Below are 24,387 nucleotides of genomic sequence, written 5' to 3'. Positions count from 1 at the left end.
TAATTAAATTATATTTGCATCAAAATAATAGGGGTCTAATTAATTAAAAACAATTTTTATGTCAACATTACGTTTTCAAGCTTTGAGAGAAGCATCGACCAGAAAGCCAGTTAAATTTGAAGAATCTGATAGAAAATCTACTATTTTTGGTTCAAATGTCTTTAATGACAAAGCAATGAAGCAATTTTTGACTTCTGATGCTTTTAAAGGAGTGCGCGATGCAGTACAGCATGGAACTAAAATAGACAGAAAATTAGCTGATTATATCGCCATGGGTATGAAAGAGTGGGCTTTGTCTAAAGGAGTTACTCATTATACTCACTGGTTTCAACCACTTACAGGGACAACTGCTGAAAAACATGATGCCTTTTTTGAAACATCTTATGACGGTAGCGATCCTGTAGAAAAATTTGGTGGTGCTCAATTAGTACAACAAGAACCAGATGCTTCTAGTTTTCCAAATGGTGGAATTAGAAACACATTCGAAGCAAGAGGATATACCGCTTGGGATCCAACATCTCCAGCATTTATTTTTGGAACTACTTTATGTATTCCAACTGTTTTTATTTCGTACACCGGAGAGGCTTTAGATTATAAGACACCTTTGTTGCGTGCTCTTATGGTTATGGATGATGCAGCTACCGAAGTATGTAAATATTTTGATAAAAATGTCAAAAAAGTTACCGCAACTTTAGGTTGGGAACAAGAATATTTCTTAGTAGACAGAGCGTTAGCAAATTCTCGTCCTGACCTTATTATGACAGGAAGAACTTTGTTAGGACATACTTCTGCAAAAGGGCAACAATTAGATGACCATTATTTTGGTTCTATTCCAACACGTGCATTGACTTACATGAGAGATTTGGAGCAAGAATGTATGTTGTTAGGCATCCCTGTAAAAACACGTCACAATGAAGTAGCACCAAATCAATTTGAATTGGCACCTATTTTTGAAGAAACAAACTTGGCTGTGGATCACAACTGTTTGTTGATGGATGTAATGCAAAAAGTAGCCGAACGTCACGAATTGAAAGTGTTATTTCATGAAAAACCTTTCAAAGGAGTGAATGGTTCAGGGAAGCATAATAACTGGTCGTTAGCTACAGATACTGGTGTAAACTTGTTGAGTCCAAGCAAAACACCAATGAGTAATTTACAGTTTTTGACTTTCTTTATCAATACCATCAAAGCGGTAAATGATAATGAGTCATTATTAAGAGCAGCAATAGCTTCTGCAAGTAATGACCATAGATTAGGAGCAAACGAAGCACCACCGGCAATCATCTCCGTATTCATTGGTGGACAATTGACTAAAGTTTTAGCAGAATTAGAAGGTGTCACTACTGGTAAGTTATCTCCTGAAGAAAAAACCGATTTAAAATTAAATGTAGTAGGGAAAATTCCAGATGTTCTCTTAGACAATACAGACAGAAACAGAACTTCCCCATTTGCCTTTACAGGAAATAAATTTGAGTTTAGAGCGGTAGGTTCTACAGCAAACTGTTCTAATGCAATGACTACGTTGAATGCAATTGTTGCAAAACAATTAAGAGACTTTAAAGTTGAGGTTGATGCATTGATTGATTCAAAAGACATGAAGAAAGATGATGCAATCTTCAATGTTTTAAGAGAGTACATCAAACAATCTAAAAAAATCCTTTTTGAAGGAGACGGATATAGCGAGGAATGGGAAGCGGAAGCTGCAAAAAGAGGCTTAAGTAATTTCAAAACTACACCTGAAGCATTAAAAGCCAGAATTTCTAAGCAGTCATTAGATTTGTTTTCGGAATTAAACATCATGAATCATGTTGAGGTTGAAGCGCGATACGAAATTGAATTAGAAGAGTACACTAAAAAAATTCAAATAGAAGGTAGAGTTTTAGGTGATATTTCTAAAAATCACGTTATTCCTACAGCAATTCGTTACCAAAATACTTTGATTGCCAATGTTAAAGGTTTAAAAGATATTTTTGGGGATGATTTTGAAACAATAGCTAAAGAGCAAATTGTTTTGATTAAAGAAATTTCAGGACATATTGAAGGCATTAACTCAAAAGTAGAGGAGATGACAAACGAAAGAAAGATAGCAAATAATTTGACTGATGCGCAAGAAATGGCAGAAGCATATTGTAATAAAGTAAAACCATACTTTGAAATTATCAGAAATCATTGTGATAAATTAGAGTTATTGGTTGATAATGAAATCTGGACTTTAACTAAATATAGAGAATTGTTATTTACTAAGTAGTAAGTAAAAATTCTAAAATTTTTAAAAGCCTTTCCGTTTTGGAAGGGCTTTTTTTTTATCTCAAATCTTTTCATCAAGCAAAATAGCAAGATTGGTTTAATAATAAAAAGTATTAATATTTTGGTTTAATTTTTCAAGTCATTTCAATTATATAGATATGAAATAGGTTCATTCATGCTAGTATCTAATAATGTAGTTTGTACTATGTTTTTTAGTCGTTTTAGAACTTGAGTATTATTATGTAGCTAAAGAATGTCTTAAAATGTATTATTAAAGTTTTTCTTCTCTTTATTATGCTATTTTTATCATATAGTTCTTATTAAATTTAGTATGGATGAGAGTTGTTTTAACAATATTAACTTATGTAGTCCTTTTCTTGTTTATGAATTTTAATAAAAACGTAGTTCATCGATACAGAATTACATTTCATCGAAAATTAGTATAATTGCATGAAAAACACGTATTTATACGTACTTCTTTCTAATTATGTTTTATATCTTTGATATGTAGTAAAAAAATAAGGACTGTTATTAATACTAAAAGTCTTGTTATTTATTACATAAAAGAAGAGGTTCCCAAATCACTTTTTTTAAACCTACATGATAACATGTATTAACAACCAATTAAATATATTTATTATGAAAAAAGTAATTTTGAGCATCTCCGCGATGCTAGTAGGTTCATTGGCTTTTGCGCAAGGGAACGTAAGTATGGTTAACCAATTAGGAGCTGCAAACGTTGGCTTGGTAACACAAGTTGGAATGCAAAACGATTCTGATGTTCTTCAGTTAGGTGTTGGAAACTGGGCTATTATTGATCAAGATGGAAGATTCAATGAATCTGACACTAATCAAGGTGGTTTCTTCAATCTTGCAGATGTTGAACAAGATGGGCGTCGTAATGATGCTTACATTGGGCAGCTTGGTGTTGGCAATGCAGCTTACATAGATCAAGATGGTAGAAGAAATGATGCTGTGACGGGTCAATCTGGTTTCTTCAATGTATCTCAAACTACTCAAATAGGTAGAGATAATTCATCAACTACGTTACAGTTTGTTGCAGGTAATTATTCAAATGTGATGCAAGAAGGTCATGATAACAACTCTGATGTACTTCAAGTTGGTTTTGGAAACGCATCCTATGTGGATACTTACGGAGAGTTCAATAACGCATTAACAGTTCAGTTTGGAACTGATAATACATCTTATATCAATCAAAATGGAACTGCTAATAATGCTTGGACTTTTCAAACTGGTAGCGATCACATGAGTACTGTGAACCAATGGGGTCTTGGAAATTTAAGTATAGTTTCACAATCTAACTAATTTTCATATTTATAAAAAGGGATAGAGTTGTAGATTACATTCTATCCCTTTTTTTTACTATTCTATTTTACAATAAATTATTAATTGCTCTCAGTTTTAAAATTTCTAAGTTTTTGTGAGGAAATTAATTATCTAATACCCTTCTATAAATTCATTCTTTATGAATTTAGTTTTTATGATTCGTTTTTATAATTATTATCAGAATCTATATTTTAATGTGTTTGACAATAAAATTAGCAAGTCATGAAATCAAAAAAAAATATTATCCTATTTGTTATTACATTTTTAAGTGCATTCTCTATAAATGCTCAGGTTTTACAAATAAACACCTCTTCAGATCTTTATGATTTGGTTGATAAAACTATGATTTCCAAACTAAATTTTGGTGAAGTAGGTCAAGCACAATCAATGGATAATTATCTTCTAAACAATAATTTAATCCAAGTTAAACAAGTTGGTTTTAATAATTTTTCGTCTGTTACTGTAAAGTCTGAAAATTATGAAATTGCTGCGAGCCAAAATGGATTTAATAATTATTTGGACATGTATAAAAGTACGGGTGATTTAAATCAGTCCGTTTCGCAATCTGGTTCTAATAATTATATAAGTGATTTTTCATTATACTCCGCATCATCCATAGATATGTCAATAAATCAAGAAGGAAATAATTTGACGTTGTTTAACAACGGAACAAATTCTATTTCAAGAGATTTAAAAATTACCCAAACTGGAAATTCGGGCACTATTTATATATTTAATCACTAGAATATGAAATCATTCGCTCATATCACTTTTTTACTTTTATTGCTTAATGTATCATTTTGTTTTTCTCAAAACTTAAATAAAGACATTAAACCAAAAATAGAAGTTGAAGAGGTAGAAAACACACTTTCTGCAACAGCAACTGTAGAGAATTTAAAATCGGAATTCAGAAATATTTCATTTAAGCTTACTGTCTTTAAAAAAAATAAACGGAATTCCAATAGATCGGATAATGCTCAAGATGGTCGTGTTACACTAGAGCCAATTCAAAAAGTTATACTTTCCAAAACCCAGGTCAATAGGACTCAGGACGATCAAATCATTATATTATTATTGATTTATGATGAAGATAATGCAATAATAGGGAAAGATCGATTAGTTTTTGGAGGTGATGAAGAAACTAAAGTAAGTGTATTAAAACCTAATGATGGCTTAGAGATGTTAGGTATTATCGCGAACGAAACAAAAACGAAATTAGGGAATGATTTCTATGATATGCTTTACTCGGAGTTTTCTAAATTAAATATCAAATCTCAAAAAATAATTACAGTTCAGGAAGAATTGACCTTTGGTCGAACAACCAAAATTAGTGTGAAAATTGATAATGATATTGTTGAAGAATTTATTGCAAGGCCTGATGAAGATTTTTTAAAATATATGGCAGAAACATCTTCTGCTAAAATTTTTAAATATTTTAAAAATATTGAAAAACAAGCTAAATTCATTACTCAATATTAATATGTTCATACGGATTTAATACTATCGTTATTTCAACGAAAATTTTAAAATGCCTCTACTACTTCTTCACTTAAATAAATATTATTATGAAACTATTATTTTTAACAATTCTGCTGTGCGTATTTTCTAATACTTTGATCGCTCAAGATTTGGTTTACAAACCAAGAAACCCAGCGTTTGGTGGAGATACTTTTAATTATCAATGGTTGCTCAGTTCTGCTGAAGCTCAAAATGAATTTAAAGAGGACACGGGCTTGGGATATGAACAACCAACAGAGTTGGAACGCTTCAAACAGAATCTTAATAATCAAATTCTGAATCAGATATCAAATTCATTGTTCCAGAAACAGTTTGGAGAAGGAGGAATTAAGGAAGGCGCTTATGTTTTTGGTAGCTTATCCGTTGATATTTATCCTTCAAATCTGGGATTAGTTGTTGATATACTAGATACGGACACTGGTGAACAAACACAGATTTTTATTCCGGGAAATTAGCCTTTACCTCACTTTGAAAAATATTATAATCCTGATTTTTCTAATAAATAAAATATTACAAAATTGATTCTAAACAGTTTGTAATAATGACAATGCAATTTTGCCCAAAATATGCCTCTTAATGCTACCTATTATTATGAATAAAAACGCAACCATCACACTGCTATTTGTTTTTCTATTGTCCAGTTGTGGAGCTTATTTCAATCAGCCCGTTGGTGTTGAAAAAGCGATTTATGGAGAAAACACACCAGCTACTTCTTTATTGACAAAACTTCCTAAGCCCAAGGAACAAATTGTTGTTGGGGTTTATAAATTTAAAGATCAAACCGGTCAGTATAAAGCGATAGATCAGGGAAGTACTTTTAGCACTGCCGTGACTCAGGGCGCAACTTCTATCTTAATCAAAGCTTTAGGGGATTCTAAATGGTTTGTACCTATAGAAAGAGAAAATCTCGGAAATCTATTAAACGAGAGAAATATTATACGCTCTACACGTCAAGAATACGCTACAGATTCAAAAACTCCGGAAACACAGTTGACTCCGTTATTATTTGCAGGAGTTTTATTAGAAGGAGGTATTATTTCATACGATTCTAATATTATTACTGGAGGATTTGGTGCCAGATATTTCGGAACCGGCGGTTCTACCCGATATAGACAAGACCGAATTTCCATTTATCTAAGATTAGTTTCAACATCTAATGGTAAAATATTGAATACAGTTTATGTTTCTAAAACAATTTTATCTCAAAGCGTAGATGCTAATTTATTCAAATATGTAAACATCAAACGGTTACTTGAAGTAGAAACTGGCTTTACCAGAAATGAGCCAATTCAGCTTGCTGTTACCGAAGCTATAGAGAAAGCGGTTGAAGGTTTGATTGTAGATGGGATAAAGAATAATCTTTGGGAAGTAAATGCCACTTCAAAGGAAGTTACCACTTTTATAGATTCATATACTAAAGAAAAAGATGAAGCAGATTTAGCGTTGCTTCACGGTAGAGATAGAATTGAAAAACGAGGCAAAGTTGGACTTGAAGCAACAGGAGGTGCAACCTATATGGCAGGAGATTATCCAAATCCAGTTGCTAAACCCATGTTGAGAGGTGCAATTAAATATTTTATAAAGCCTAATTTGAATCTAAGTGCGTCAAGCAATGTTTTTAGATTAGGAAATAAAGACAAACTAGATGTAGGTTATGCATCACTAGAATTAAATTTAGAATATTTAGTTCTTCCTTATGATGTTGTCACGCCTTACTTTTTTGGAGGTTTTGGAACTGGTTTCAATTCTGCTTTCGAAAATTTCCACGCAAAAGTTTCATATGGTGCCGGAGTAGAATATTTAGTTAGTAATGATTTTGGTCTAAAATTGTACGCAGATCATAACTTGAATTTTTCGGACAAAGTAGACTATGTAGTAAGTGGGGTACGGGATGATTACTATTGGCGTTTCGGTTTTGGAATGACATATTATTTTCCTCGAAAACAAAAAGCTAAAATTAAATAAGTTTTGTTTTTTGTAGCAAAACAGAAATGAGGAAAGTACTAAAAGTGCAAATCGATCTAGGTGTCTAAATAAATAATACAATATAAAGATGAAAAAATTAGGGATAACAATCATGATGTGTTTCATTCTCTTTGTTTCTTGCAGTGAAGAACAAATTGATGACAGCGGCATGGGAAAAGTAAAAGGGAGAGTTGTAGACTCAGAAACTTTTGAACCAATAGTAAACGCAAGAGTTTCTACCAGTCCAACAACAAGTACTTACTTTACGGATAAAGATGGATATTTTGAATTTAGTGAGATTCTCGTAGGAAAATATTCTTTTCAGGCGCAAAAAGATGGCTACATTTCTAAATTTGAACCGGCTACAATCACTAAAAATGTTACCGTACAAATCATATTTGAATTAGACGTATCAACAGCAAATAATAAGCCACCAGAAATTCCTATATTAACTGCTCCGGTTGATAATGCTAAAAACCAGGCTTTAAAACTGAATTTGACATGGACAGCCACTGACAAAGAACTCGATCCGCTTACCTACACTGTTACTGTTAAAAATGGAACCACGGATGTTGTAACTACTTATAAAGATATTAAGACCACATCACTTGAAATTTCAGGTTTAAGTTATAGTACAAAATATTATTGGCAGGTAATTTCATCGGACGGCATAAATGCACCATCAAATAGTGTGACCAATAGCTTTACGACTCTTGCATTCCCTAACCCTAGATTTTTGTATGTTAAAAAAGTCAATAGTAATAATGTTATTTACACCGCTGATGAAGCTGGAAATGAATTACAATTGTCTTCCTCTGAAGTAAATAGTTTTAGACCTAGAAAAAATCTACAGATTAAAAAAATTGCTTACATCAGTTCAGATGGGTCCCAAAATCAGATTTACACGATGGATCCTGATGGTTCAAATGTATTTAAAGTAACCAATTCAATTCCTATTGCAGGTTTCAATATGGAACATGTAAATTATAGTTGGAGTACAAATGGTAGCCAATTGATTTATCCAAATTTTGATAAGTTGTATCGTATCAATGCAAATGGCAGCGGATTAATCCAATTATTTAAAACGCCAAATGGTAAATTTATTTCTGAATGTGACTGGAGTCAAGACGGAAGCCAAATCGTACTGAAAGTAAATGATATTTCAGGTTATAATGTAGAAATTTATGTCATAAATACTTCTGGGGTGGTTTTATATCAAGTGCTTTCTGGATTAAATGGAGGCGTAAGTGGATTAAATATTTCTGTTGATAACCAAAGAATTGTCTATACAAGAGATGTTTCAGGCTATCAAAGCTCAAATTACAGAAGACTCGATTCCCGTATTTTTATTTATAACAGAACAAGTAATACTTCAACAGAACTGGATACAAACAAACCAAATGGATTTAACGATCTTGATGTTAAGTTTTCTCCTAACGAGGCTGAAGTGATTTTTACACATACTTCTAATGATGGAATTTCTATAAATAACATTCAAAAAGCAAGTCTTAATGATGTTGATTCCCGTACGACTTTATTCGCGGGTGGCTCTATGCCGGAATGGAAGTAGAAAGTATATAAATGTTTAAACAAAATGTCTATCTGTTTTGGATAGACATTTTTTTGTTAATTCCATTTTTTCAGAGGATAATTGAATCTCTGAAACGTTTTTTGGTGGTAAATTTATAAGGAAACAGTTCTTAAACTCGATAGGCAAAACCCAAAAAAATAATTACCTTTGCCGCACAACTACCTGCCTAAAAGCAGGCTTCACAACTATACTACATGAGTTCAGATACTTCAAAAAGATATGCGCTACGCGGTGTTTCGGCATCCAAAGAAGATGTTCATAATGCCATAAAAAACATTGATAAAGGATTGTTTCCACAAGCTTTCTGTAAAATTGTACCGGATTATTTAACCCAAGATGATGACTATTGTCTGATTATGCATGCTGATGGAGCCGGAACTAAATCCTCTTTGGCATACATGTATTGGAAAGAAACTGGCGATATTTCCGTTTGGAAAGGTATTGCGCAAGATGCTTTAATCATGAATATTGATGATTTATTGTGCGTGGGTGCAACGGATAATATTCTGCTTTCATCAACCATTGGAAGAAATAAAAATTTGATCACCGCCGAAGTAATTTCAGCGATTATCAATGGAACTGAAGAACTGATTAAGGAACTGGATTCTTTTGGCGTAACCATACATTCAACTGGTGGTGAAACGGCGGATGTAGGCGATATTGTTCGAACAATAATTGTAGATTCAACAGTTACAGCTCGAATGAAACGCAGCAAAGTAATCGATAATGCCAATATTAAAGCAGGAGACGTAATTGTAGGATTGGCTTCTTTTGGTCAGGCCACTTACGAGAAAAGCTATAATGGCGGAATGGGAAGTAACGGATTGACATCGGCGCGCCATGATGTTTTCGGGAAGTATTTGGCAACAAAGTATCCTGAGAGTTTTGATGCTGCAGTTCCCGAAGAATTAATCTATTCCGGACAAGTAAAATTGACGGACGCTGTTGAAAATTCTCCAATCGATGCTGGACAATTAGTACTTTCGCCAACTAGAACCTACGCGCCAATCATTAAGAAAATTTTAGATAAATATTCTTCTAATGAAATTCACGGAATGGTGCATTGCAGTGGAGGAGCGCAAACTAAAATTTTACATTTTGTAGAAAATTTACACATTATAAAAGACAATTTATTTCCAGTTCCACCCTTGTTTCAGTTAATTCAGGAACAATCTAAAACGGATTGGAAAGAAATGTATCAAGTATTCAATTGCGGTCACCGTATGGAAATATATGTTCCGGAAGCAGTTGCACAAGACATTATTGCGATTTCAAAATCATTTAATGTCGATGCACAAATCGTAGGTAGAGTAGAAGCTGCTACTGAAAAAAAACTGACTATTACCAGTGAATACGGAACTTTCGAATATTAAAAAACTTCAATTGAAGTTCATTTTTCAATCTTTCAATTCTTTAATCTTTTAATTTTTTATCTATGTACGAATTGGTTTTTTGGAAATATCTTGAGGGAATTTATCTCAACCATCACTTAGTGTATGAAACTATTACAGAAGAGCAAGCTGAAATTGAAGGCCTTGAAGAACTTCCTGTTCAGGTTATTTTAAATCGAATCGCTTCGGTATTTTCCAAATGGGAAAAAGTAGACGAGAAAAGTTGGAAAAATAACAATGGTGTAGGTGCTTTTCATATCAGAACGACGCCACAAAGTATAAAAATTGATTGTTATGGCACTGAAGGAAAAACAATGGATTCTTTAGTGAATATAATGGATGAATTCAAATGTCCACTATATGATCCGCAAGTTCCGGAGCGTCATGACGAAATGAATGAATAAAATTTTCAGGAGCTTATCCAGCACTCCGTTACAATACTCCTTTAAAAAAAATATTTTTCTAAATCCTGAAAGGAGCTTCCGTTGGTCGCTCTTTCAGGACAAGAAAAATTATCTTTTTTGCAGTCGGGATTTTCACTTCGATCTGGGCTATGACAATCAGTGATGTATAACCCAAATTCGTTTAAAATCAACTTATTTTACTGCTGGTTTATTCAGAAGAATTGGTTCTCCAAAACCAATTTGCTCTAGCTTTTTCAATTGTGTTTCAGCATCACCTACCACTAAATAGATCATTTTATCAGCATTCAAATACTTTTCTGAAAGCTTTTTTATAGCGTCAATAGTGCTGTTTTTCACAATGTTTTCCTGTTGTTTCGCATAATCATCAGGGTAATTGTAGTTGCTGATATCATTTAGCATTTCAAGTTTTGCCGAAAGCGTTTCAAATGCTCTGGCATTACTTTTTATTAAATATCCTTTCGTCACTTCAAGATCATTCTCATTGAAGTTTTTTCCATATTGAGATACAATTTCTTTGATTAAACTAACGGATTCAAACGTAACATTAGAACGTACACCACTTGCAACAGTAAATGGACCTTTGTTTACAGAACCATTGAATGAAGAGTTTATACCATACGTATATCCTTTTCCTTCGCGCAATTGTTGCGTCAATTGTGATGCAAAACTACCACCGCCTAAGCGGTAATTCATGATTTGAACAGGATAGAAATCCGTATCAGTAGCAGCAAGAGCAGGATATCCAATTCGGATTACGGATTGTTTTGCACCTGGAACATCATAAAAATAAATTTTTGAGGAAGCTATCGTATTTGTAGTTAATGCTTTAGGAACCATAATTTTTTTAGCCTCCCAATTTTTATTTAAATCTGCTAATGAATTTGTCACATCTGCTTTTGAAATAGCACCCACAATTTGAAAATTAGTAACTGATGGAGTAGTGTTTTTAGTATAGTAATTTTTCAAATCGGCAATTGTAATGCTATTTACTGAATTTTCAGTACCAATGCGGTTGTTCGCTAAAATAGATCCGTTTCCATAAATTAATTTTTTAAATTCATTTCTGGCAATACTATTTGGATCTGCTTTCTGTTGTGTGATTTGGCTTAACGTACTTTGTTTAATCAAATCAAATTCGGTACTATCCCAGCGTGGTTGTAAAATTATTTCCTGAACTAATGCCATAGTTGCAGCGTAATTTTTGGCTAAGGTATTTCCTGAAATAAATATAGATTCATCACTTGCATAAGCTCTTATGGTTGCTCCCAGACTTTCAATCGCATTTTCAAGTAGCTCAGGAGTTTTGTTTTTAGTTCCTTTTGTCATCAGTTCCGCCAGCATATTCGAAACTCCTATTTTATTTGCTTCTTCAAGCAACATTCCGCCTTTTATTTGCAATTGAAATTGAACAAGCGGCACTTCGTGGTTTTCAATTCCTAATGCGTTTAAACCGGATGACAACTTGCTTTTCCAAACTGTTGGTAATTTTACATCGGGGTTTTCTCCATAAGCGGGTTCAACGCTTCGGTCAAATTTAGAAGGTGTTTTGTCATACGTTGCCACAATGCTGGCATCAAACGCATCTTCTTTACCTTCAATGATTTTTTCCTCCACAACTGCGGCTAATGTTGAACCATTCAAAATTAAATTGGCCTCTCCTTTTGGAACAAAACTGGTGGCTACAAAATGTTTTCCTTTGATGTATTTTTGATAAACACGCATTACATCTCCGGTAGTTACGGCAAGAATATTTTTGACATCTTGATTGATATAATCCGGAGTTCCAGCGAAAATTTCATATTGCGCCAGCTGAAATCCTTTTCCTAACACACTCGATAAATTGGTGTAAAAAGCAGTTTCTTGTCCAGCCTTAATACGATTTAAATCACTTTGAGAAATTCCTTCGGCTTCAAAGTTTTTAAAAGCTTCGTTTACGCCATTCATTACGTCATTCAAATTTGTTTTTTCAAAAGCGGTTACGCTCAACATATACTGACCTGCTATTTCTGAATTGTATTGGAAAACGTCTGTTGCATCCGTTACTTTTTTGTCTTCTACCAAGGTTTTGTACAAAGGTGCTTTTTTACCTTTGGAAAGATAACTAGCCAAAACTTCTAAAGCATAACTGTCAGGATGGTATTCGTAAACTGATGGCCATGTTAGCGTGAGTTGAGGCAACTTAGCAAAATTATCCTCGTAATACAGTTTTTTAGTTTCGGACAATATCACAGACTGCTTTTCCATTTTTGGAATTGCTTCTCCGCGTTTGATCTCTCCAAAATATTTTTGGACCCAGGCTTTAGTTTGTTTTACATCAAAATCTCCAGCAATTGTCAGCGTAACATTGTTTGGTACATACCAGCGGTTATAGAAACTTTTTACATCTTCAAGCGTAGCATTTTGTAAATCTTCCAAAGAACCAATAACGTCCCAGTTATACGGATGCGTTGCCGGATATAAATTTTTAGAAATTACTGAAAAATTATGACCATACGGTCTGTTGTCATAACTCTGTCTTTTTTCATTTTTAACAACCTGTTTTTCTTTGGCTAAAACTGGTTCAGTAACCGTATTGATGAAATAACCTAATTTATCGGCTTCGGCCCAAATCATTTTTTCTAATGCATCTTTAGGAACGGTCTGAAAATAATTAGTGCGATCTCTGCTTGTAGAACCATTTGCACCTTCACCACCAATACGTGCACTCATTTTATCCAAGCCTCCTTTTCCTAAATTTTCTGATTCCAAGAAAAGTAAATGCTCGAACAAATGTGCAAATCCTGTACGGCCTTCTTTTTCTCTGGCGGAACCTACATGACTCGTCAAAGCAACCGCAACTACAGGGTCTGAGCGGTCAATATGCAAAATAACTTGTAACCCATTTTCGAGTGTGAATTTTTCAAATTCTACTTTGAATTCTTTTGATTTTTGATTTTGAGAGTTGGAGGAAAAAGTACTAAAAAGTAGTAAACAGAACGCTAATAACTGGATTGGTTTCATTTTTTTAATTTAGGTTCAACGATATTTTTAACAATAAATGAAGTTTTTGCTTTAGACATTAAAAGTAAGAAAAAATAAAATAGTAAAACAGTAGAAAGCACGCAATTGAATTTAGGTTTATGGCTATCTTCCAGTTAACATGGCAATTGGTAGATTTTAATTTGAGCGTAAAATATTTTTCAGTACTAATCTAATATCGTTTATATTTGGTTGTCTTTAGTTTACAACACTAAAATGAATGCAATATGGATTTAAACTTTTCACATACGCTGGTTCTGGAGGACGAAACCGTTTTGTTGCGTTCCTTACAAGAATCAGATTTCGAAAATTTATTGGAAATTTCCATTAATGAACCCGAGACTTGGGAATATTCTTTGGTACGCGCCAATGGCAGAGAAAATCTGGAAAAATACATTCAGATTGCGTTAAAAGCCAGAGAAATGAATACCGAATTTCCCTTTATTGTTTTCGATAAAAAATCTGGAAAATATGCCGGGAGTACTCGTTTTTATGATATCAATCTTCAGTTTAAAACCTTGCAATTGGGCTACACTTGGTATGGAAAATCATTTCGAGGAACAGGACTGAACAAGCATTGTAAATATTTACTTTTACAATATGCATTTGAAACGCTTGGAATGGAGCGTGTTGAATTTCGTGCTGACAATAATAACGAGCGAAGTATTGCAGCTATGAAAAGCATAGGTTGCAAAGTAGAAGGTATATTGCGCAATCATATGCCCACTTTAGGAAGTGACGCTCGGAGGGATAGTATTATTTTAAGTATTTTAAAAAATGAATGGTTTGATGAAGTGAAAGAGAATCTTAAAACGAGATTATAGCATAAATAATCCTTTGCAAATATGGCTTTCAAGTTTAAAGCATTGTATCAGTATTTCCTTTTCGGAAACCTATTAATTGTCGGTATTTTGATTCAGATTCTTTCAAATCTTCCTCCATTTGTTTGTATTTACTGATGTCTTTTATGGTTACAACAGCTGCAACTACTGTGTTGTTTTGATCTACTAACGGGCGGCCGCTAATTAGTACTCTTTTCTTTTCCTGCGCTACGGGATTCCAAAGAATGATTTCGACATCAGTTGTGACTTCTCCGCTTAGAGCACGTTCCATAGGTAAATTTTGAGATGGAAAAATAGTTTTTTCATCCGGAAAATACAGCTCGAAATGATTGCTTAAATTCGTTGAAATTTTGTCGTCTTCTTCGATTCCAAAGATCTCGTTGGCCATGTTATTGGCCATTATTATCTTTTTATCGGCATTAGCCACAATAATTCCTTCGCTGATATTTTCGACTATTAATCGTAATTTTTCCTCATTTTCATAGAGATTGTCTATGGCTGTTTGTTGTTCGTTTTCTAACTCCACTAGCTCCGTAACATTTCGGGCAACGGAATAAAACACACCGTTTTTAACATCAATGTTACTATTCCAATCCAGCCATTTAAACGAGCCGTCTTTACATAGAAACCGTGTTCTGAAATTGACAACGGATTCTCCTTTTAAATGTCTTTGCAATATTTCGCCAGCAGTTTGTTTGTCATCAGGATGAATTAAATCTATGAATTTAATGCGGTTCATGTCGTCTTGATTGTAACCAAGCGTTTTTGTAAAAGCGGGATTTATTTTAATGAAATGCTCCTCTTTGGCCACTGTTAAAATATCGAAAGCCATGTCAAAAAACATATTTGCTATTTTCAACGATTCTTCATTTGCAATCAATACGGATACATCGCGTGCAACAGCGTAAATAATTCCGGTTTGAATATCGATTGTGCTGGTCCAGTCAAACCATTTATAGGAGCCATCTTTCAAGCGTTCCCGAACTCTATGGGTAACCACAGAATCACTGATTCTTAATTTTTTGACACCATCCATAAAGATTGCAGTATCATCAGGATGTATGAAACTTAAAAACGGTTTGTTTATTATCTCTTGCTGATCATATCCTAAAATTCGGGTAAATGCAGGATTTACTTTTACAAAATTCTCGTCTTTAATCACGACAAACATATCAAATGACATGTAAAAAAATGTGTTGGCAACATTTAGAGCGTTTTCAATTTCTTTTTTGTCGGTGATATCACTAGCTACGGCATATAGTAATCCGCTTTTCACATCTGGGAATACGGACCAGACGAGCCATTTGATAGATCCGTCTTTACAAATATATCGGTTTTCGAATTTAATAGACGCAGCTCCGGTTTGAAGTTTTTGAACTTCTTTTTTAGTGATTTCTATATCATCTGGATGCGTAAATTCCAAGAAATTTTTGCGTAAGAGTTCTTCCTCTGGATATCCTAAAATTTTACTTACAGCCGGATTTACTTTCACAAATCTTTCCATGGATGAGATAATCATCATATCAACTGACATGGTAAAGAATTTTTCAGCGGCCGTGAACGACTCTTCCAGTTTTTTTCTTTCGGAAATATCAGTGAAAATTCCACCTATCGCATAAATCCTATTAAATGAGTCGTATAGAGGAAACTTCACGGCAATGTAGGTATGTTTCCCGTCAGGTTGTTCTATAACTTCCTCTGTTTTTAATTCTTTCAAAACCTTAACAACCTCAAAATCGGTATTGCGATAAGCATCTGCTACGTTTGGAGGTAGAAAGTCATGATCGGTTTTGCCTATAATTTCCTGATTTGTAATTTTAAATAGAGATTCAAATTCCTTATTTATAAGCAAATATTCTCCATTTATTTTTTTTATGAAAATTGGACTCGAAGTATTGTCAATAATAGATTGTAGTAATTGTTTGTTTTCTAAAAGTAAATTCTGAGAGCGATTTTTTGCTCGAAGTTGGGAACGAATAATAAAATAAACAACGGTCAGCAAAATAAGGGATAGAAAAATCAAAGAAATTTCAATCCAATTCAATGAATTATCTAACTCTTGATTTCTTTCTTTATTAATTCGTAAAATAAAAACCCCAGCTATCGCAAAAACAACAAACAGGTTGAGGATGAATCCAATGATTATTTTTTTTTCTAATGAAATTTTCATATTCGTGCGGTATAAAAATTAAAAGAAGTTCGTTCGATATACTGAATCTATGATTCGGTATAAGTACATGAAAGTTAGTGAATTAAATTGAATTAACAAGTGCTTTAATAAGAATTGTTACCGAGTATCTTATAAGTTTATGGAAGTAAAATACTGTTTATAGGCAAGATATTCACACTCGTTTCAGTGGGTGTGATGTCTTATTACTTGGTAACTTTTGGGAGTTCAAATAAAACAATGTTTGGAATCACAAAAAAGCTTTTTGTGTTGTTAACTCAATATTTTGTATACAATTCACGATATTAATTGTAGATTTTTAGCAAGTTTGGGGAATAAAGTAGTTCGTAACTACTTAGATTTAATTATTAAAAATCATTTATTTGTACGAATGAGTTGGATAAAAACTATCAAAAAAAAGACAAAAAATAGCCAATCATTGATGCCATAAATTGCATAATATATACCTGCCATTTTATCTTTCGCAAAAACTTCCGAAAGCGTATTGTTTAACATCCAGTTTGTCCAATGCGTTGCATAAATCAATTTCTCGATAGCAAACACGCCGATTAGCCATTTTACTTTGTAATATATTTTGGAAACCGATATAAAAACACATCCCCAAACTACAATCATTAACAGCCCAAAATTCGACATGGCTTGGGTATCATATTCTGGAATAACAGCATTGCTGAAAAACTGCGAAAAAACTAGTACTCCAATAATGTTCATCAATCCAGAGAGTATAAAACCTTTTGTTATAAGTCCGTCTTTTATATTCATTTATAATTGATTTTAAGATGTATAATGTTATAAAATAGTATTTAACTACGGTCCCCCGAAGGATCGGGATAAAAATCTATACATGAAACCTATTTGGTTGATCAATAAGTAAATATATGTGATTTAAACTACAATAAAAATTATTTAAGGAAAGAAAGTTAAAAGTTGGTATTGAATGAAAAAGAGAAAAATGGACATAAATTACTCCAAAAAAAGAGGACAGTAAATCATCTTGAATTTCACTCAAAACTTTACGATAACTCCATAGTTCCTTCCAGTGACCGGTTCCGTTCAACCTGAGTTTCATTGTTCGTGCTGCGCACGCAACGAATCTCTAGCTGTTGTGTGAAGCTGTTATTATTCAATTTTTGTTACCATAAAACTTTCAGCAATTATATATGGTTGAAATAAATTATAGTCATTTGGACAAACTTCTTCATTCCCAAAAATTAATAATTTAGCATTTGGTCGGTTTGTATATCCTTTTTTATGATTTTTTTTGATGTTTTCAATATTAAATTCTACTTTATGTTTAAGACAAACTTTTTCAAAAATATCTTTTACAGATTTAGGAATAGAAATAGTTGTTGAATTATTCATTTTGTAGTATTCTTTTATGTTATGTATAAATTCATTTAAGTTTAACCAATTACCTGTTAAGTTTTCAAATTCAAAATGTAAATCACCTATAAACTCATTTGGTTTTTCAGGAAAACCATTTAAAACACATTCATAGTTATCTTCGTGAAAATTCCATAATAAAGGATGATTTTCTATGATTTTAATTTTTACATAAGGTAATAAATTTGAGTTGTGAAAATTTTTAAATTCAATTGTACGGTTAGAAATTATTTTCCACAAAGTTGATTTTGCCATATTTCCATAAATATCTCTTTCTTCAATAATAAAAGTAAATTCAGCAACATTATGTTCTCCAATTTCACTTTTTGTATTTATTAAGTAAATATTATCATTTTGATAAAACTCTTCTTTGTTCGTTTTTTCGATAAGTTCATTAATCATTTTTCTTACGGAAGATTAAGTTTGTTTTTTTAAATAATTTTTCTGCGAAATTTTGAAATACAGTTTCACACAACTTGTCTATAGGTCTAATAAAATGAGACCTATCCCCCTAATTAGGTCGCTTTGTCTCATAAAGTCAATGTTTGTTTATTTTCAACTATATTTAAATTTAGTATTTTGTTTAAATTTTTTAAAGTATTTTCTTTAAAAAATAAACACAAAAAAAGCCGCAATCAAGGGACTAATAAAAAATGAAATTATTTTTTCAATTTTTCCTTAAAAAAATCAATGGTTCGTGTCCACGATAAAGTGGCGGCTTTTTCATCGTATCTGGGGGTCGTATTGTTGTGGAAACCATGGTTCACACCTTCGTAGAAATAAGCGACATGTTCTACTTTGTTCTTTTTGAGAATAGCTTCAAAGGCAGGCCAACCTTCATTTACACGGGTGTCTAAACTGGCATATTGTGCCATGATCGGCGTTTTTATTTTTTCAGCTTCGGCTGCAGTGGGTTGACCGCCATAATACGGCACTGCGGCACACAATTTTGGTATTTTTACGGCCATCATATTAGCAATCCAACCGCCAAAACAAAATCCCACCACACCAATATGTCCATTGCAATCTTTGTGAGATTTTAGGTATTCGTATGCCGCAATGAAGTCTTCGAGCATTTCCTCACGGGTGCGTTTTTTTTGTAATTCTCTTCCATCATCATCATTTCCGGGATAACCGCCCAGTGGGGACAAGGCATCGGGTGCCAAAGTGATAAATCCTTCAACGGCGGCTCTTCGTCCTACATCTTCAATATACGGATTTAGTCCTCGGTTTTCATGTACAACAATGATTCCGGGTAATTTCTTTTTGGTTCCAGTGGGTTGTGACAAAAGTCCTTTTATTGTTCCGCCACCTTTTGGAGATTCATAAGTGATGAATGCTGATTTTAGCCTTGGATCTCCGGGTTTTATCAAGATAGAATCGATATAATTTGGTGTCATAAAACTCAGAAGTGACGGAAGTGTCAGCGTTCCTATTGCAAAAAGCGATAGTTTCTCGACAAATTGTCTTCTTTCAATTTTGTTATGGGCGTAATCATCGTACAAGTCAAATACTTCCTGACTGATATCTTCTTTGGTTAGTTTTTTCATAGCATTTTTTTGATTCAACTAATTTAGGAAAAAAAGCGATTGTTTTTAGTATTGGTCTAGCTTTCCTTTTTTTAATAGATTAATTTCCAAAAAGGAAGCCACTAATTACCCGAATTAATGAGTGTAAATTCGTAAAATCTGTGGCTAAGTATGCTATTCACTATTTGCGTGGTACTTATTTTATTTGTCTTCTACCAAATCAAAATTCACCATCCAATTGATGCCAAATTTATCAACGAAGGTTCCAAAATAGGCATTCCAAAAAGTGTTTTCCATCGGCATGATAATTTTTCCGCCGGCTGAAAGTGCATTGAAGAACTTATCTGCTTCTTCCTTGCTTTCGGTATTAAGTGAAAGCGAAAAGTTATTGCCGTAAATAGTTTCATTTCCAAAGGATTCGAAACTATCACTCCCCATAATCGACGTTTCAGCACTGATAGGAAGCGAAACGTGCATGATTTTCTCGGCTTCTCCTGGAGGACAGTTTTGGCCTTCGGGTATTGGCATGTCTTTAAATCTTCCAAAATAAGAGAATTCACCACCAAAAACGGATTTGTAAAAAAGAAAAGCTTCTTCGCAAAAACCATTAAAGGTGATGTAGGTGTTTACTGTTGCCATGATTCTAGTTTTAATGTGATTAATCAATTAACTTTTTAATTTAAAGGAAATAAATCAGACTTGAAATCTAAGATCTAATTTAGTTAGCGAATGCCAGATTACTATTTCGTCAGATACTTTTTGTACCAATCGATGGCTAAATCTGCGACTTGCTGCAATTTTCCAGGTTCTTCAAAGAGATGGGTTGCCGCTTCAACGATTTTCATTTCTTTTGGCGCTTCTAATGTGTCATAAGCCATTTTATTCATGCTGATGACCGGAGTGTCAAGGCTGCCCACAATCAGCAGCGTAGGAGCGGTTACTTGAGGCAGATCTGATATTGCTAAATCTGGACGACCGCCACGGGAAACCACCGCTTTTATTTTTTGCTTAAAATGCGCAGCGGCCCGCAATGCAGATGCAGCACCGGTACTTGCCCCAAAATATCCTATTGGCAGTTCTTTGGTACTTTCTTGTTCCATCAACCATTGCGTCGTTGCTATCAATCGGTCACTCAGCAAATCAATATTGAATCGATTTTCATTTATTTCATCTTCTTCCTCCGTAAGCAAGTCAAAAAGGAACGTACCTATGTGGTGTTGCTGAATCAGTTCTGCTACCATTTTGTTTCGGGAACTGAATCTGCTGCTGCCGCTTCCGTGCGAAAAAATGACTATTCCAGTAGCATTTTCTGGCACAATCAAATCTCCTTTCAAGGTAACTGACGCTAACGGAATATCTAAATCTAATTTTTCCATGATTTCTAATTTTAGTATGTTTAAAACTTTAAAATTGATTACTCAGTTGTATTTATAACGCTCAGCATCTTAATTACTTCCTCGTCGTCCACCTGATCGAATTCTTCATATAAACTTCCCACTCCTCGGAAATAAGAGGACGCAATCAAATAAATAAATTCATCGGCATTTTTCTCAATTATCGACACGGTATCATACGGCAATACAGGAACTGCAACAATTATTTTTGCAGGATTTTTTTTTCGGAGCATCGCAATACTGGCAAGCAAGGTGTTTCCTGTCGCAATGCCGTCATCTACGAGAATCACATTTTTATTCTCAATATCAATTGGTTTCCGGTTGCCATTATAGAGTTCGTATTTCTCTTGGAGGAGTTGCCGGAGTCGGTTAATTTCATGGTCGATGTACTTTTTTGGGACTTCAGGATGCTCGTCAAGAATCATGGAATCCATGGAAACAGCGCCTATTGCAAATTCCTTGTTGTTGGGATGTCCAATCTTTTTAGAGAGTACAATATCTAAAGGAAGGTGTAAGGTTTTCGAAATTACAAATCCCACAGGAACTCCGCCTCGGGGAACGGCAAGAATTACGCTATTAGTATTTTGGTATTTTTTTAATTTCTCGGATAATAAAAAGCCCGCTTCTGTTCTATCTTTTAATTGCTGCTTGTACATAACGGTTGATTTTATAAAATTTCAAAAAATAATTTATGTAAAAATACTGATTTTCAATAATATAGACTAAATTTATGCTGTTTTACAATTCGAAAATTTTAGTTGTAAAATTAGAAAGTCACTATTTGTTTAGTATACAGGGACTATTTCATTTTTTTAATATTGTGGCAGAATACGCATTACTTTTTTACTCGTTCCTTACTATTAATTATCCTTAACTCCAAAAAAGGAAATTCGCATTTCAATTCTTTTCATTGAAAAAGTGCAAATCGTAAGTCACTGCGAGTCATACATATAAATCAAAAATTTTAATGATATATTAGTAATTAATTTATTTCATAAATAATTGATTATCAGTATTTTATGTTTATTTTTTTATTAAATTTATACTTTAATTTAACAAGAAATCAAATCATGAAAAAATTGTACATTACTCGGCTTACTGCAATTTCAAAACTTATTTTGTTAATTGTAATGATTACTTCTTATTCCGTTACGGCGCAAACTTTTACGGATAGTAATCTCCCTATTGTTATTATCACCACTGATAATGACCCGAACACAGGTTTACCTCTTGAGATTGTCGATGATCCCAAAATTTTGGCAACCATGAAAATCATCAAGCGACCGGACGGAACCAGAAATTATCTGACGGATCAGAACACGACTGGGTTTTTAAACTACACCGGCAGAATTGGCATCGAGATTAGAGGTTCTTCCACACAAACGCTGCCCAAAAAACAGTATAGTTTAACCACTTTAAAAGCAGATAATACTTCTAATAACAACGTAAGTATTTTTGGGATGCCAAGTGAAAATGACTGGATTTTAAACGGATTAGGCTTTGATCCTTCTTTAGTTAGGGATTATTTAGCCTATTACATGTCCAGAGAATTAGGGAATTATGCCTCTAAAACAGAATACTGTGAGGTAGTGATTAACGGGGATTATAAGGGACTGTACGTTTTTCAGGAAAAAATAAAATCCAATGAAAACAGGGTTAACGTTTTAAAGATTGAAGTAACTGATAATGCGCTACCAAATATCACTGGCGGATATATTACAAAAGCTGATAAAACCACCGGTGGCGATCCCGTAGCGTTCTGGATGGACGAAACTAAATTTGTGCATGATTTACCTAAGCCTGAAAATGCGACACCTGAACAAACTCAATACATTGAAGCTGAGTTCAACAGAATGCAAGATCACGCCTACGATGATGATTTGGAAGACGGATATAGAACGATTATTGATGTGCCTTCCTTTGTAGATTTTATGTTAGTAAATGAGTTGTGCTCAAATGCAGATGTGTATCAATCCAGCACTTTTTTCCACAAAGACCGTGGGGGGAAATTGAGAGCAGGTCCAGTTTGGGATTTTAACCAAAGTTTTGGGAGTACATTTACAAATAGCAGTCACGTAGATAAATGGCAATTTAATAACGGGAATAGAATAGGGCCACCATTTTGGAGCTATTTATTCGATAATAGCGATTTTAAATGTTACCTCTCCAAACGATGGAATGAAGTAAAAGCGCCAGGCAAGCCGTTGAACAAAGATGTGCTGATTACTTATATGGATAATGCCTTAAGCTACATTAGTGAAGCTATACCGCGGGAACAACAAAGATGGGGAACACTAAACGATCATGATGTTGATGTAAACCGAATTAGAACTTTTATTGTTGACAGAACCACTTGGATTACAAATAATATAGGATCTTTTACAAACTGTGCTAATGTTTCGTTGCCACCTTTGGTAATCACTAAAATCAATTATAATCCTAAAACGTCAACCAGTTTTCCGGTTAGTAATGATTTAGAGTTTATAGCTTTGCAAAACATTAGTGATCGATCCGTAAATCTTTCCGGGGTTTATTTTAGACAATTAGGATTGACGTATCAGTTTCCGTTCAATTCGACTATTGGAGCAAATGAAACCATCTTTTTGACCAGTAATAATACTACTTTTCAAAGTAAATATGGAATAGTTCCTTTTGGTCAGTTTGTCCGAAACTTATCTAATAAATCTCAGAAAATTGTTTTGGCTGATGCCGATGGAAATATAATAGATTCAGTAGAATATTTTGATGCGGCGCCTTGGCCAACAACACCGGATGGCGGAGGTACGTATCTGGACTTGATAAGCACTACTTTAGACAATAATTTAGCGTCAAGCTGGGTAGCAACTAATAATGATACTTTAGCAAACCGTTCGTTTTTAGCTTCTTCAACGCTTACTATTTATCCAAATCCAGTTTCAAATACACTACGAATCCAAGCAAGTAAACCGATGACTGGTGTTAAAATGTTTAATATTTTGGGTGCTTTAGTGCATGAAATTAAAACAGATTCCGAAAATATAAATATGGATTTGAGCGCGTATTCCAGTGGTATTTATTTTTTAACGATTTATAATGATGAAGGTTTTACCAGCAGAAAAATAATCAAAAAATAATTTAAAGATCCTGTTTTACAAATAGGGAAACAGATAAGTAATAGTGTGAACTGTTACTTATCTGTTTTTTTGTGAGTAACTGTCAGTATATTTAGTTGTAATTATTTCTGTAAATTATTGTTTTAGAATAATTTTATTACAAGATGCTTTCTAATTGTAAAGGACTATTATTTAAACATGAAACAAACGTTAATTAATAATGTAATGATTCAAAGGTCAAATTATATTTCAATTTAGTGGTTTTAAAATATTGTTAATGAAGTTTTTAGAAAGTAGTGACTGAAAAAAAACATACATGAAATCAGTATTTAACATTTGTGTAAGTGTCGTTTTAACTTATTTTGTGTGTAAGTGAATTAGAAGTATTTGTATAATTAAAAAAAGTTTAAGGCTGATTATAAGCGTTTATAATAAAATTTATTTTACATTTGTTTAT

Annotated in this window: 19 protein-coding genes; 11 read left to right on the top strand and 8 right to left on the bottom strand. The window is 33.4% G+C overall.

Annotated features, from left to right (window positions below; genetic code table 11):
- The first annotated feature begins 58 nt into the window (after nucleotides 1-58).
- The 9 genes from DR980_RS01615 (at nucleotide 59) to DR980_RS01575 (ending at nucleotide 10,463) form a co-directional block, all read left to right on the top strand.
- Nucleotides 59-2,248, top strand: a complete 2,190-nt coding sequence (locus DR980_RS01615; RefSeq protein WP_113633507.1) for a glutamine synthetase III family protein — start codon at nucleotides 59-61, stop codon at nucleotides 2,246-2,248.
- 638 nt (nucleotides 2,249-2,886) lie between these two features.
- Nucleotides 2,887-3,573 carry a hypothetical protein gene (locus tag DR980_RS01610; RefSeq protein WP_167400523.1) on the top strand — a complete coding sequence of 229 codons (687 nt, stop codon included), beginning with the start codon at nucleotides 2,887-2,889 and terminating at the stop codon, nucleotides 3,571-3,573.
- Between the two features lie 243 nt (nucleotides 3,574-3,816).
- Nucleotides 3,817-4,338, top strand: coding sequence for a hypothetical protein (locus DR980_RS01605; protein ID WP_113633505.1), 522 nt, complete (start codon nucleotides 3,817-3,819; stop codon nucleotides 4,336-4,338).
- Nucleotides 4,339-4,341: 3 nt separating this feature from the next.
- The gene (locus tag DR980_RS01600) at nucleotides 4,342-5,073 is read left to right on the top strand and encodes a CsgE family curli-type amyloid fiber assembly protein (RefSeq protein WP_113633504.1); all 732 of its coding nucleotides are present in this window, start codon (nucleotides 4,342-4,344) and stop codon (nucleotides 5,071-5,073) included.
- Between the two features lie 86 nt (nucleotides 5,074-5,159).
- Nucleotides 5,160-5,567, top strand: coding sequence for a curli production assembly/transport component CsgF (locus DR980_RS01595; protein ID WP_113633503.1), 408 nt, complete (start codon nucleotides 5,160-5,162; stop codon nucleotides 5,565-5,567).
- 121 nt (nucleotides 5,568-5,688) lie between these two features.
- Nucleotides 5,689-7,077: a CsgG/HfaB family protein gene (locus tag DR980_RS01590; protein WP_244199236.1), complete on the top strand. Its 1,389-nt coding sequence runs from the start codon at nucleotides 5,689-5,691 to the stop codon at nucleotides 7,075-7,077.
- Between the two features lie 88 nt (nucleotides 7,078-7,165).
- The gene (locus DR980_RS01585; RefSeq protein ID WP_244199235.1) at nucleotides 7,166-8,647 is read left to right on the top strand and encodes a carboxypeptidase regulatory-like domain-containing protein; all 1,482 of its coding nucleotides are present in this window, start codon (nucleotides 7,166-7,168) and stop codon (nucleotides 8,645-8,647) included.
- A gap of 215 nt (nucleotides 8,648-8,862) precedes the next feature.
- The gene (locus tag DR980_RS01580; RefSeq protein ID WP_113633501.1) at nucleotides 8,863-10,041 is read left to right on the top strand and encodes an AIR synthase related protein; all 1,179 of its coding nucleotides are present in this window, start codon (nucleotides 8,863-8,865) and stop codon (nucleotides 10,039-10,041) included.
- A 62-nt stretch (nucleotides 10,042-10,103) separates the two neighbouring features.
- The gene (locus DR980_RS01575; protein ID WP_113633500.1) at nucleotides 10,104-10,463 is read left to right on the top strand and encodes a hypothetical protein; all 360 of its coding nucleotides are present in this window, start codon (nucleotides 10,104-10,106) and stop codon (nucleotides 10,461-10,463) included.
- Nucleotides 10,464-10,655: 192 nt separating this feature from the next.
- Here DR980_RS01575 and DR980_RS01570 read toward each other — a convergent pair whose 3' ends face one another.
- A complete protein-coding gene (locus DR980_RS01570; RefSeq protein WP_113633499.1) occupies nucleotides 10,656-13,484 on the bottom strand; it encodes a M16 family metallopeptidase in 2,829 nt (942 codons plus the stop codon).
- A gap of 245 nt (nucleotides 13,485-13,729) precedes the next feature.
- On the opposite strand from DR980_RS01570, the gene DR980_RS01565 reads away from it, so the two are divergent.
- On the top strand, nucleotides 13,730-14,326 hold the full coding sequence (locus tag DR980_RS01565; RefSeq protein WP_113633498.1) for a GNAT family N-acetyltransferase: 597 nt from the start codon (nucleotides 13,730-13,732) through the stop codon (nucleotides 14,324-14,326).
- A 34-nt stretch (nucleotides 14,327-14,360) separates the two neighbouring features.
- On the opposite strand, the gene DR980_RS01560 is transcribed toward DR980_RS01565, so the two are convergent.
- The 7 genes from DR980_RS01560 to DR980_RS01530 form a co-directional block, all read right to left on the bottom strand.
- On the bottom strand, nucleotides 14,361-16,514 hold the full coding sequence (locus tag DR980_RS01560; protein ID WP_113633497.1) for a PAS domain-containing protein: 2,154 nt from the start codon (nucleotides 16,512-16,514) through the stop codon (nucleotides 14,361-14,363).
- A gap of 372 nt (nucleotides 16,515-16,886) precedes the next feature.
- Nucleotides 16,887-17,294: a hypothetical protein gene (locus tag DR980_RS01555; RefSeq protein ID WP_113633496.1), complete on the bottom strand. Its 408-nt coding sequence runs from the start codon at nucleotides 17,292-17,294 to the stop codon at nucleotides 16,887-16,889.
- 357 nt (nucleotides 17,295-17,651) lie between these two features.
- Nucleotides 17,652-18,317 (bottom strand): hypothetical protein, encoded by a 666-nt coding sequence (locus DR980_RS01550; RefSeq protein ID WP_113633495.1) that lies wholly within the window; start codon nucleotides 18,315-18,317, stop codon nucleotides 17,652-17,654.
- A 257-nt stretch (nucleotides 18,318-18,574) separates the two neighbouring features.
- Nucleotides 18,575-19,465 carry a dienelactone hydrolase family protein gene (locus tag DR980_RS01545; protein ID WP_113633635.1) on the bottom strand — a complete coding sequence of 297 codons (891 nt, stop codon included), beginning with the start codon at nucleotides 19,463-19,465 and terminating at the stop codon, nucleotides 18,575-18,577.
- Between the two features lie 180 nt (nucleotides 19,466-19,645).
- A complete protein-coding gene (locus tag DR980_RS01540) occupies nucleotides 19,646-20,083 on the bottom strand; it encodes a VOC family protein (RefSeq protein ID WP_113633494.1) in 438 nt (145 codons plus the stop codon).
- Nucleotides 20,084-20,184: 101 nt separating this feature from the next.
- Entirely contained in the window at nucleotides 20,185-20,820 is a 636-nt protein-coding gene (locus DR980_RS01535) for a dienelactone hydrolase family protein (RefSeq protein ID WP_113633493.1), read from the bottom strand.
- Nucleotides 20,821-20,858: 38 nt separating this feature from the next.
- Nucleotides 20,859-21,494: a phosphoribosyltransferase gene (locus DR980_RS01530; RefSeq protein WP_113633492.1), complete on the bottom strand. Its 636-nt coding sequence runs from the start codon at nucleotides 21,492-21,494 to the stop codon at nucleotides 20,859-20,861.
- Nucleotides 21,495-21,908: 414 nt separating this feature from the next.
- On the opposite strand from DR980_RS01530, the gene DR980_RS01525 reads away from it, so the two are divergent.
- Nucleotides 21,909-23,951 carry a CotH kinase family protein gene (locus tag DR980_RS01525; protein WP_167400522.1) on the top strand — a complete coding sequence of 681 codons (2,043 nt, stop codon included), beginning with the start codon at nucleotides 21,909-21,911 and terminating at the stop codon, nucleotides 23,949-23,951.
- Nucleotides 23,952-24,387 lie beyond the last annotated feature (436 nt).

The organism is Flavobacterium psychrolimnae (genome assembly GCF_003312425.1).
GTDB lineage: Bacteria > Bacteroidota > Bacteroidia > Flavobacteriales > Flavobacteriaceae > Flavobacterium > Flavobacterium psychrolimnae.
Note: the sequence above shows the minus strand (reverse complement) of the source record. Positions and strands in the feature narration are given on the sequence as shown.

Bases quoted from the DNA above. Each gene is read 5' to 3' on its own strand.
- DR980_RS01615 (WP_113633507.1), top strand. From the start codon at position 59: ATGTCAACATTACGTTTTCAAGCTTTGAGAGAAGCATCGACCAGAAAG.
- DR980_RS01610 (WP_167400523.1), top strand. From the start codon at position 2,887: ATGAAAAAAGTAATTTTGAGCATCTCCGCGATGCTAGTAGGTTCATTG.
- DR980_RS01605 (WP_113633505.1), top strand. From the start codon at position 3,817: ATGAAATCAAAAAAAAATATTATCCTATTTGTTATTACATTTTTAAGT.
- DR980_RS01600 (WP_113633504.1), top strand. From the start codon at position 4,342: ATGAAATCATTCGCTCATATCACTTTTTTACTTTTATTGCTTAATGTA.
- DR980_RS01595 (WP_113633503.1), top strand. From the start codon at position 5,160: ATGAAACTATTATTTTTAACAATTCTGCTGTGCGTATTTTCTAATACT.
- DR980_RS01590 (WP_244199236.1), top strand. From the start codon at position 5,689: ATGCTACCTATTATTATGAATAAAAACGCAACCATCACACTGCTATTT.
- DR980_RS01585 (WP_244199235.1), top strand. From the start codon at position 7,166: ATGAAAAAATTAGGGATAACAATCATGATGTGTTTCATTCTCTTTGTT.
- DR980_RS01580 (WP_113633501.1), top strand. From the start codon at position 8,863: ATGAGTTCAGATACTTCAAAAAGATATGCGCTACGCGGTGTTTCGGCA.
- DR980_RS01575 (WP_113633500.1), top strand. From the start codon at position 10,104: ATGTACGAATTGGTTTTTTGGAAATATCTTGAGGGAATTTATCTCAAC.
- DR980_RS01570 (WP_113633499.1), bottom strand. From the start codon at position 13,484: ATGAAACCAATCCAGTTATTAGCGTTCTGTTTACTACTTTTTAGTACT.
- DR980_RS01565 (WP_113633498.1), top strand. From the start codon at position 13,730: ATGGATTTAAACTTTTCACATACGCTGGTTCTGGAGGACGAAACCGTT.
- DR980_RS01560 (WP_113633497.1), bottom strand. From the start codon at position 16,514: ATGAAAATTTCATTAGAAAAAAAAATAATCATTGGATTCATCCTCAAC.
- DR980_RS01555 (WP_113633496.1), bottom strand. From the start codon at position 17,294: ATGAATATAAAAGACGGACTTATAACAAAAGGTTTTATACTCTCTGGA.
- DR980_RS01550 (WP_113633495.1), bottom strand. From the start codon at position 18,317: ATGATTAATGAACTTATCGAAAAAACGAACAAAGAAGAGTTTTATCAA.
- DR980_RS01545 (WP_113633635.1), bottom strand. From the start codon at position 19,465: ATGAAAAAACTAACCAAAGAAGATATCAGTCAGGAAGTATTTGACTTG.
- DR980_RS01540 (WP_113633494.1), bottom strand. From the start codon at position 20,083: ATGGCAACAGTAAACACCTACATCACCTTTAATGGTTTTTGCGAAGAA.
- DR980_RS01535 (WP_113633493.1), bottom strand. From the start codon at position 20,820: ATGGAAAAATTAGATTTAGATATTCCGTTAGCGTCAGTTACCTTGAAA.
- DR980_RS01530 (WP_113633492.1), bottom strand. From the start codon at position 21,494: ATGTACAAGCAGCAATTAAAAGATAGAACAGAAGCGGGCTTTTTATTA.
- DR980_RS01525 (WP_167400522.1), top strand. From the start codon at position 21,909: ATGAAAAAATTGTACATTACTCGGCTTACTGCAATTTCAAAACTTATT.